Here is an 8,588-nt window from a genome sequence, read left to right on the forward strand (position 1 = left end):
AATCCAATAAATTGATTCTTTAATAATGTCTCATGCATTAAACAAACACATAATATCGACCAGTAATAGATTTTAAGGAAAGTTAATCTAACCTATTTTGGATAGTATATTATCCTAAAAAGCCACCAACGCTTCAATTTTGTCCATAATTTTTTCGGATGTTGGTAACACCGAATCCATCAATTCAACATTATATGGAACAGGGATGTCGGGCATAGTGAGCCGTTCAATAGGAGCATCCAAGTATTTAAATGCTTCTTGTGATAGTACAGCGCTTATTTCAGCTCCAAAACCGGCTGTTTGGGTATCTTCATGAACAATCAAACAGCGATTGGTCTTTTGGACAGATTGCAACACCGCTTCTTTATCCCACGGCATGATGGAACGAAGATCCAAGATATCAGCAGAAACATCCAGTTCATCTACCGCTGATTCTACCTGTTCACACATGGCCCCCCACGTTACAATAGTAAGATCCTCTCCTTCCTGTAACTTATTCGCTTTGCCAATTGGCACTACAAAATCATCACCCGGATAGGGCTTACGCGCATACTTGGCATCCAGCAAATTACGATGCTCAAAAAAGATGGTAGGATTATTACTGCGCATTGCAGAACGGAGTAATCCTGCAGCATCCTGTGCGTTGCTGGGCATCACGATTTGCCATCCCACAGCATGAGCGAAAAACACTTCGTTGCTGAGGCTGTGCCAGGGATCGCCACATTTTGCAAAACCACCAGGCATACGCACCACGATAGGCGCAGCAAACTGATTGGCCGTTCGCCAACGGATCGTTCCGCAATTATTAAGCTGCTCGGTAGCCGGATCAGCGTATTTTCGAAACTGAATTTCGGCCACAGGCATCAACCCGGAGTATGCCAGACCTACTGAACGCCCGATAATCCCCTCTTCCGAAAGGCTGGTATCAAAAACACGGGATTCACCATGCTTGGTCTGAAGCCCCATCGTGACGGCATGGACTCCTCCCTTCGCCGCTACATCTTCACCAAAAACCATCAGCTTGGGATTCATTTCGAGCTCATAATCCAGCGTTTTGCGAATAGCCTCTACAATATTAATTCGCTGTTTACCGGGGCTTGGCGTTTCGGAACTTTCGGGAAAAGTATGATCTGAGGACGCCAGACCGCCAACCAGTTGAATATCCAACTTTCCGTCGGAATCCGTTTCAGAAAAAGCATAACGCTCTGTTTTTCGGGGGTCAGGTTCGGGACGGGACAAGGCCGCTTTAGCAGCTTCTTCAATATCCTCATCAGCCTGTTTTTCCAGCTCCTCCCAGTCATCATCAGAAAGTTGATCGGGGACTAAAAATGTTTTTACATGGTCCAGAGGATCGTTCTGCTGTTCTTCTTCAATCAAGTCTTCCGGTTTATAGGCTTGATTATCCTGATAAGAATGACCATTCAAACGCGGCATGGTAAGGTGAACTAAGGCCGGACCCTTTCTGTCCCGTACATAATTTACTGATTGACTGATAAGATCAGCAGCTTCTACAGGATCGGTTCCGTCACCGTCAAAAATTCTGATGTTTTTAAAGGAATACAGGTTCTTTGCAATATTACCGCCCGGCGTTTGAAATTCGCCAGGCACTGATATTCCATAGCCATTATCCTCGATATAAAACAGCACAGGTAAATCCTGGGTTGTAGCAATGGTCAAAGCCGACCAAAAACCGTTCGTAGCAACTGAACCCTCACCGCCCAACACAACAGAAATAGCGCGTTCATATTCTTCCTCATCCAGCTCATTTTGGTGATACTGGATGCCTTGAGCCCAGCCAACGGCCGGGGTGTATTGCGATCCTACATCACCGGCCATAGGCAGTACCGTAGGTCCGTCGATACCGGGTTTATTACAAACTACCCCAATATCACGACCGTCACTGTATCCACCCGACTTGGCCATGGGTGCTGCCATAGCATCCTCCAAGTCCAAACCCAGTGAGAGCATTAACGGACGAGAGCGGTAGTAAGCGCTGGCCGCGTCATGCTTATGTGTGAGTTGGGATCCCAATAAAATCTGCCCGAGTTCATGTCCGCGGGCCGAAAACTGATATAAGACATCTTTATTAGGGACAAGCTCATTTTCCTCTTTATCATCCATGGCTCGAGAGGTCAACATCAGCTTTGCCAGCCAACTCCAATCGATCGATGATATTACTTCGGGCATTTCTTTCTGTTGCTCTTCTTTAGTGGGCATAACTGTTAATTTGTTATCAGCTTATTTTTAATAATTTCTATACGTTCATCACTTTTTCAAAACTGTGCTCAAAATGGCTCATCTCCTTTTTACGCCCGATTGTAATTCGGACACAGTTCGGCAATCCAAAAGCATTAATTCGCCGCAAAATAACCCCCTCTTCCAGCATAGCCTGAGTAAAGTCGATAGCCTGTTGTTCATCGGGCAAAATCATCATCACAGAATTAGAAATAGACGGCACATAATTAACATGGTGTTTTTCAAAAAACTGGTAAAGTCTATTTTTTCCTTCTTCAACTACATCTTTCGTTTTCTTTAGAAACTGCTGATCTCCAAGTGCCGCCAGTGCTGCCGCCTGAGCCGGAGTTGTCGGTTCAAAGGTCAGCTTTGTTTTCATCATCTCACTAACAATTTTCTCAGATGCAATAGCATAACCAATTCGAAATCCCGCCAACCCATAGGCTTTTGAAAAGGTGCGCAGAGTAATCACATTATCATATTCATAATCAAGCGAATGGGGATAATCTGCCACCTCCTTTGCATATTCGTAATAGGCCTCGTCCATAACCACTAACACATCGCTCGGAACCTTACGCATAAAACGCTCAAATTCTGAATCGGTAATATACGTCCCAGTGGGATTGTTGGGGTTGGCGATATATATCATTTTTGTACGGTCAGAAATACCATCTGCTATAGCTTCAAGATCAAAGCGATAGTCGTCGGTCACCGGTACTTTATTGATAGAAACTCCTCGAATATTTGCCTGAACAAAAAAACCGACGAACGTAGCGTCGGCAGTAATAGCTTCTTCATGATTCAAGAAAAAGGTACGACAGAGATTTGCAATAACGCTTTCTGATCCCGCAGCAATCATGATATTTTCCGGCTGTACATTATTCTGCTCGGCCAGAACCTCACGAAGCTGACCGGAAATAGGATCCGGATAATCCTGAATTTCCTGCATGGCCTTCACAACTTCATGCTTTACATTCGGGCTGCATCCCAGCCTGTTTTCGTTAGATGCCAGCTTGGATATTTGCGGTGGCTGATATTCTTCCTCAACTTCTGCGATGGTTTTACCTGCCACGTAGGGAGATAAATCACGAATGTTAACTGGCACTAAGGGACGTTCACCTGAATCAGCCATAACTACCAAATTTGCAACTAAAATTTAAACTTCAATTTTGGGCTAAATACACATTATTTTCGGCTATAAATATGAATAAATTAGGCCACTTTAACAACGCAATGAGGTCAAAACTTTTTAAAGTAGATCTTCGTTGTAAGGTCTAATTGGGATTTGTACATTCATTAAAAAATCAAACTGTTGTTATGTCAAAAGTTGCTGTTGTTACTGGTGCGAGTCGTGGAATAGGTCGCGAAATTTGTAAAGAGCTTGCTGATAAGGGGCATCATGCTGTAGCCGTTGCCCGATCGGAACAACCATTAAATAAGCTGGCTAATTCTTATCCTAATATTTCTGCTATTCCTACCGATCTTACTAATCAAAAAGATGTTGACAAACTTGTAACTCAACTTGAAAGAGATTACGACACTGTTGATATTCTCATTAATAATGCGGGAACTCTCATCAATAAAACGTTTGAGGAGCTCACTCTGGATGATTGGCGATCGCAGCTAGAAAGCAATTTGATCAGTGCTATCCATATTACAAATAAGATGCTTTCCTTATTTAGTAACGACGCTCATATTGTAAATATAAGCAGTATGGGCGGATTTCAAGGCAGTGCTAAATTTCCGGGACTTGCCGCTTATAGTGTTTCGAAAGGAGCCCTAAGCATTTTAACAGAATGTCTTTCTGTTGAGTTATCAGACAAAAATATAAAAGCTAATGCGCTATGTCTTGGAGCGGTACAAACTGAAATGCTTGAGAATGCTTTCCCCGGTATGGAAGCACCAGTTTCAGCAAAAGGAATGGGGAACTATATTACCGACTTTGCTATAAAAGGATCTGCATTTTATAACGGAAAAATTCTACCTGTATCACTTGAAGATCCCGACTAACTACGAATGGGATTCTTGACCTATATTTTCTACATTAACGCTGTAATTTTAATTACTTAGCAATCAAGAGTCGTGAAAAAATATTTACCATTATTACTCCTAATAATTTTGGGGATCACACTTTCCCAAAAGAAAGCAGAAGCACAATCCATAAAACTATTGGGCAGCAGCACCCTGAACGGAGCTATGAACGGTGTACTGCTCGGCGGAGCTACAATGGCACTTCAAAACTCAAATGATTACCGACCTGTTGAAGTTGGACTCGGCGCAGGAACCCTTTACGGTATTGGGGTCGGTGCTTATGATATATCCCAAACCGACCGGGGCGAACAGTTTTATATTTCTGGCACATTCAATGATGGTACAAACCGATCAATACTCGTGTTACTCGATACCATTTATGGAGCTGCCGGAGGAATGATTGTTGGAACTTCTATCACCCTGATTATGAAAGAAAGAGTTGAAAAAGGATTACAATATGGAGCAGGGGCCGGCGCTTGGCTCGGAGTGGGATTCGGATTGATCGATGCTTTTATGCTTGCGGAAAGGCCTGCCAATCTACAAGCTTCTAATATTGCTAATCCGCATCAAAATATTAACGGGCTTTTAACCTACAGCAATGCTAATCAGTCAATACAAGTAGGAATGGTCAATCCTGAATTTATTGAACAAAAACACCTCTCCAACAAGCGTTACAGCACCAGTTACAAACCATCTTTAAATGTTGTTGAACTGAAGATCAATCTTTAATTAATCTTCGACTTCTCCTTCGTAATCATCAGGAGTATCAAATTGGGCTCCTTCTTCAGGTTCTTTGGCCAGCGCCAAATAACGGATAAGCTCTTTAACGGTATTGGAATGTCCCGAAAGTGACGGATGTAATCCATCACTCAAATAATTCCACGCTGCGGGTCCGGGCTCTTCCTCCTCCTGATCTTCTACGCTGTCATCCTTATCCTTCATCCGCTCTCCAAGGGGATCAATGATATATCCCTTCTTACCGGTTAATATTTCACGATATTGACTTAAGTCTTCCTCAAACAGATCAAAATGGAAGAGTCGCATCTGCTGCTGCATTTCTGTAATAACCGGAGGAGGAGTAAGCCAGATAAGCGGATTGTCTGTTACCTCATTGACAACTGTTTCGATCGTATTCAGATTTTCCCAGAAATCAGCCAGCGGTACCAATGTACGATCCGGTGACACGTGCAAACGCTGTGCATCAAAGGTGCCTAAAGCCACAATTACCCAGTCCGGGTCATGATCTAATACATCACGATTTAATCGTTTCAGGGCATCTGTTGAGGTGTTATAGGATACTCCACTGTTAACAAAAGTCAAATCTGCATCCTCGAGACCAATTTCCAAAACATGTTGAAATATATTAAACCAGCTTTGAAGGTCATCAGTCAGCGAATCTCCAATAGCAACAATAGTATCCCCCGGTTCAAAGGGAAGATCTTCAATCCATTCAGCAACTTCACCATCTTCCAACAGCTCAATTGCCGCTTCTTTAGTATTAGAAGAAAAACGGTCTCGAAGCTTTTTTAGCTCTTCTACCTCTAATCCCATCAACCCAGCCATGGCTTCTTCATTTTCAATGCCGGGAAGCAAGGGATACCGTTTTTCCAAGTTCAGAAATTGTAATAAATAGTTCTCTAAAACCTCTTTCTCTTCTTTACTTGCTTTGTGTTCACTCATAAAAATACGTTATCTCAAAAATTACTTTTCTAATTTTTCAATAAATCCTGAACTAACTTTGGTGTTCCTTCTGCCGCACGCTCTTGAACATGCTCCCACCCTTTAAACGTTCGAAGTTCGGGGGTAGCAGGATCAATAATATATTTGGGAATATTTTGATCTGTCAAATCAACTAACCCCGCTGCAGGATATACGACAAGTGAAGTGCCAATCACAATTAAAATATCTGCGTTAGGAACAATATCAGCAGCTTTTCGCATATTTGGCACCGGTTCGCCAAACCAAACGACATGAGGTCTTAATTGTGCTCCATCTTCAGCCGTATCTCCTACCTCAATAATATCACCGCCAATATCATATATCAGTGATGAATTTTCTTCGCTGCGAACCTTCGAAAGCTCACCGTGTAAATGTACTACATCCGAAGAACCAGCACGTTCATGCAAATTATCAACATTTTGGGTGATAATCGTTACATCGTACTGATCTTCTAACTCAGCCAGAGCCCGATGCCCCTCATTGGGATCTACGGCATGCAGTTGCTTTCTCCGTTGATTATAAAACTCTAAAACAAGTTCTTTGTCTCGTTCCCACGCCTGAGGTGTAGCCACTTCTTGGATATCATGACCTTCCCACAAACCATCAGAATCACGAAAAGTCTTTAATCCACTATCGGCGCTCATGCCGGCGCCGGTTAAAACTACCACCTTCTCCATAGCGTTTATCTTAGATTGGCAGAACGCTTATTGACTATGAGCGTGTTGGGGTAAAATGGATTCTAACCAAGAGCTTGACTCTTCATAATCCTCAACAACACTGGGAGCTTTTTCATTGGCAAAAGACGCTACCATTCTCTCTACATCTGTTTTAAGGACAGTTACAGCGTTATTAATCAGATCTTTGTTAAAACCTTTATCACCGAGACGTAATGTAAGTTCAAGAGAAATTACACGGCTTAATATTTTCCCCAGTTCAACTAAGCGATCTTGGGCTAATGTGTGATCAATTTTAAAATCCAACAAGTCAGTGAAATAATCAGACGCACGTTCTGTAAGTTTATATTCACTCAAAAATTCATAAAGATTTTTGAGCTTCAGTTTGCGCATACTTTTCAATACGGATTCTGAAATTTGTTGGTAGAGGATATCATTTGAACCTTCAAAAATCTGGAAAGGACGGCTGTCAATAAGTGCTCGTCCTGCAATATGATCCAATCGATATCCCTTGGCTCCGGTCAACTGTAACAATGACTGTGAAGCCTGCTGCATCAGATCGGTAGTATAGGTCTTAATGGCATTTGCCGTAAGATCCATGTTGGATACATCTTTAGTAAGTGGCACATTTTCACTGGTAAATGCACACATTGCAGAACACACCGTAAATGAAGATTGCAACCTATTTAATCTTTTCTTCACCTGGCCATAATTAAACAGACTTTGTCCTCCAACATAGCGCTCCTTACAGTGCGTAATGGCTTCATCCATCAATCGCTTCAAAAAGCCAATGCCCATTCCGGGGAATTGCAAGCGACTTCGGTGCAGTACATCCAGCATCATCTTAATGCCAATAGACTTCGGCTGTAATTTATACTCCTCTGGTACCGTAATATCAATCTTATTTCTACCATAAGGCAGCATGTACAGCCCTAAATTTTTGTAATATTCTTCTACTTCAATCCCACCACGTTTGCTATCATGGATAAAGAAACCAATATCACGACCTAAGCCACCGCTACTACTTTCTTTACGAGCTGTAATCAACCAGAAGTCCGCTGCACCGGTCAATCCGGCCCAGTGCTTGGTTCCACTAACTTGAAACGCATCTCCATCACCAGATTCAACCCTTTGGTATGAAGTCTCCATATGTAGAGCATCAGAACCAAAATCAGGTTCTGTAATCATTAGGCCGCCCATATTATTCTCATGCAAGAATCGATCAAATATAGGTTGCTTAATTTCTTCTTGCCCGTAATTGGCCACCGGTTGTAAGAAAAGTGCACCATTAATTCCCATCATTAATGAAAGCGGCAACGACTCATACGAACTGGCTTCCAGCATTGATAACGCTTCATGGGTTTCAGCACCACGTCCTCCATACTCTTCAGGAATAAATACACTCAGTGGCTTGCAATCCATAACTTCATCAAATATCTCATCAGGCAGACCACGGTTTAAGCTCAGCTCATCGATATCGCTTTTAACATTGAAGAGGCTGTGTAACTTATTTTTATATTGATTGATAAAATCAGAAAAATCCATAACCCGATAACAATTTTTAAGAGAGTTTAAAACACCTATATCATTTAAATAACAAATATCCTTTCAAGTTTATAATATACCGAATAATATTCCTTGGTTAAAACTTATTGGAGGGCTTTTTCATTGATTTTACACTTTAAAATAAAAAAGGTGACCCATCTGTGGATCACCTTTATAATAACAATACAAAAATAAAAAAAAGAGCGGGCGGGGACCTACGCTTCCTCCCTTGTGGGAAGTACCATCGGCGCTGCCGGGTGTCACGGCCGTGTTCGGGATGGGAACGGGTGGAGCCCCGGCGCTTGGCCCGCCTGCTCAAAATTCGGTCAATATATCAAAGTCTTCGACGTAGTGATAGCTGAGAGTAAGGGAAGATCGGGGTGT

At 42.3% G+C, this 8,588-nt stretch carries 7 protein-coding genes and 1 rRNA gene; 2 read left to right on the plus strand and 6 right to left on the minus strand.

Annotation, left to right across the window (positions count from 1 at the left end):
- Window positions 1-114 precede the first annotated feature (114 nt).
- Window positions 115-2,217 (minus strand): alpha-ketoacid dehydrogenase subunit alpha/beta, encoded by a 2,103-nt coding sequence (locus CK503_RS02335; protein ID WP_176466185.1) that lies wholly within the window; start codon window positions 2,215-2,217, stop codon window positions 115-117.
- Between the two features lie 37 nt (window positions 2,218-2,254).
- Window positions 2,255-3,367, minus strand: a complete 1,113-nt coding sequence (gene hisC / locus CK503_RS02340) for a histidinol-phosphate transaminase (protein ID WP_095605157.1) — start codon at window positions 3,365-3,367, stop codon at window positions 2,255-2,257.
- A gap of 185 nt (window positions 3,368-3,552) precedes the next feature.
- On the opposite strand from hisC, the gene CK503_RS02345 reads away from it, so the two are divergent.
- Entirely contained in the window at window positions 3,553-4,245 is a 693-nt protein-coding gene (locus CK503_RS02345) for an SDR family NAD(P)-dependent oxidoreductase (protein WP_095605158.1), read from the plus strand.
- Window positions 4,246-4,353: 108 nt separating this feature from the next.
- Window positions 4,354-4,995, plus strand: coding sequence for a hypothetical protein (locus tag CK503_RS02350; RefSeq protein ID WP_095605159.1), 642 nt, complete (start codon window positions 4,354-4,356; stop codon window positions 4,993-4,995).
- Here the strand turns inward: CK503_RS02350 and CK503_RS02355 are convergent, their stop codons facing one another.
- The 4 genes from CK503_RS02355 to rrf all read right to left on the minus strand — a co-directional run bounded on the left by CK503_RS02355 (window position 4,996) and on the right by rrf (window position 8,519).
- Window positions 4,996-5,946, minus strand: a complete 951-nt coding sequence (locus CK503_RS02355) for an SGNH/GDSL hydrolase family protein (RefSeq protein WP_095605160.1) — start codon at window positions 5,944-5,946, stop codon at window positions 4,996-4,998. It lies immediately after the preceding gene.
- 29 nt (window positions 5,947-5,975) lie between these two features.
- Window positions 5,976-6,662 carry an SIR2 family NAD-dependent protein deacylase gene (locus CK503_RS02360; RefSeq protein ID WP_095605161.1) on the minus strand — a complete coding sequence of 229 codons (687 nt, stop codon included), beginning with the start codon at window positions 6,660-6,662 and terminating at the stop codon, window positions 5,976-5,978.
- A 27-nt stretch (window positions 6,663-6,689) separates the two neighbouring features.
- Window positions 6,690-8,204 (minus strand): acyl-CoA dehydrogenase family protein, encoded by a 1,515-nt coding sequence (locus CK503_RS02365; RefSeq protein WP_095605162.1) that lies wholly within the window; start codon window positions 8,202-8,204, stop codon window positions 6,690-6,692.
- Window positions 8,205-8,406: 202 nt separating this feature from the next.
- Window positions 8,407-8,519, minus strand: a 5S ribosomal RNA gene (gene rrf / locus CK503_RS02370).
- Window positions 8,520-8,588: the final 69 nt, after the last annotated feature.

The organism is Fodinibius salipaludis, assembly GCF_002287075.1.
GTDB classification, from domain to species: domain Bacteria; phylum Bacteroidota; class Rhodothermia; order Balneolales; family Balneolaceae; genus Fodinibius; species Fodinibius salipaludis.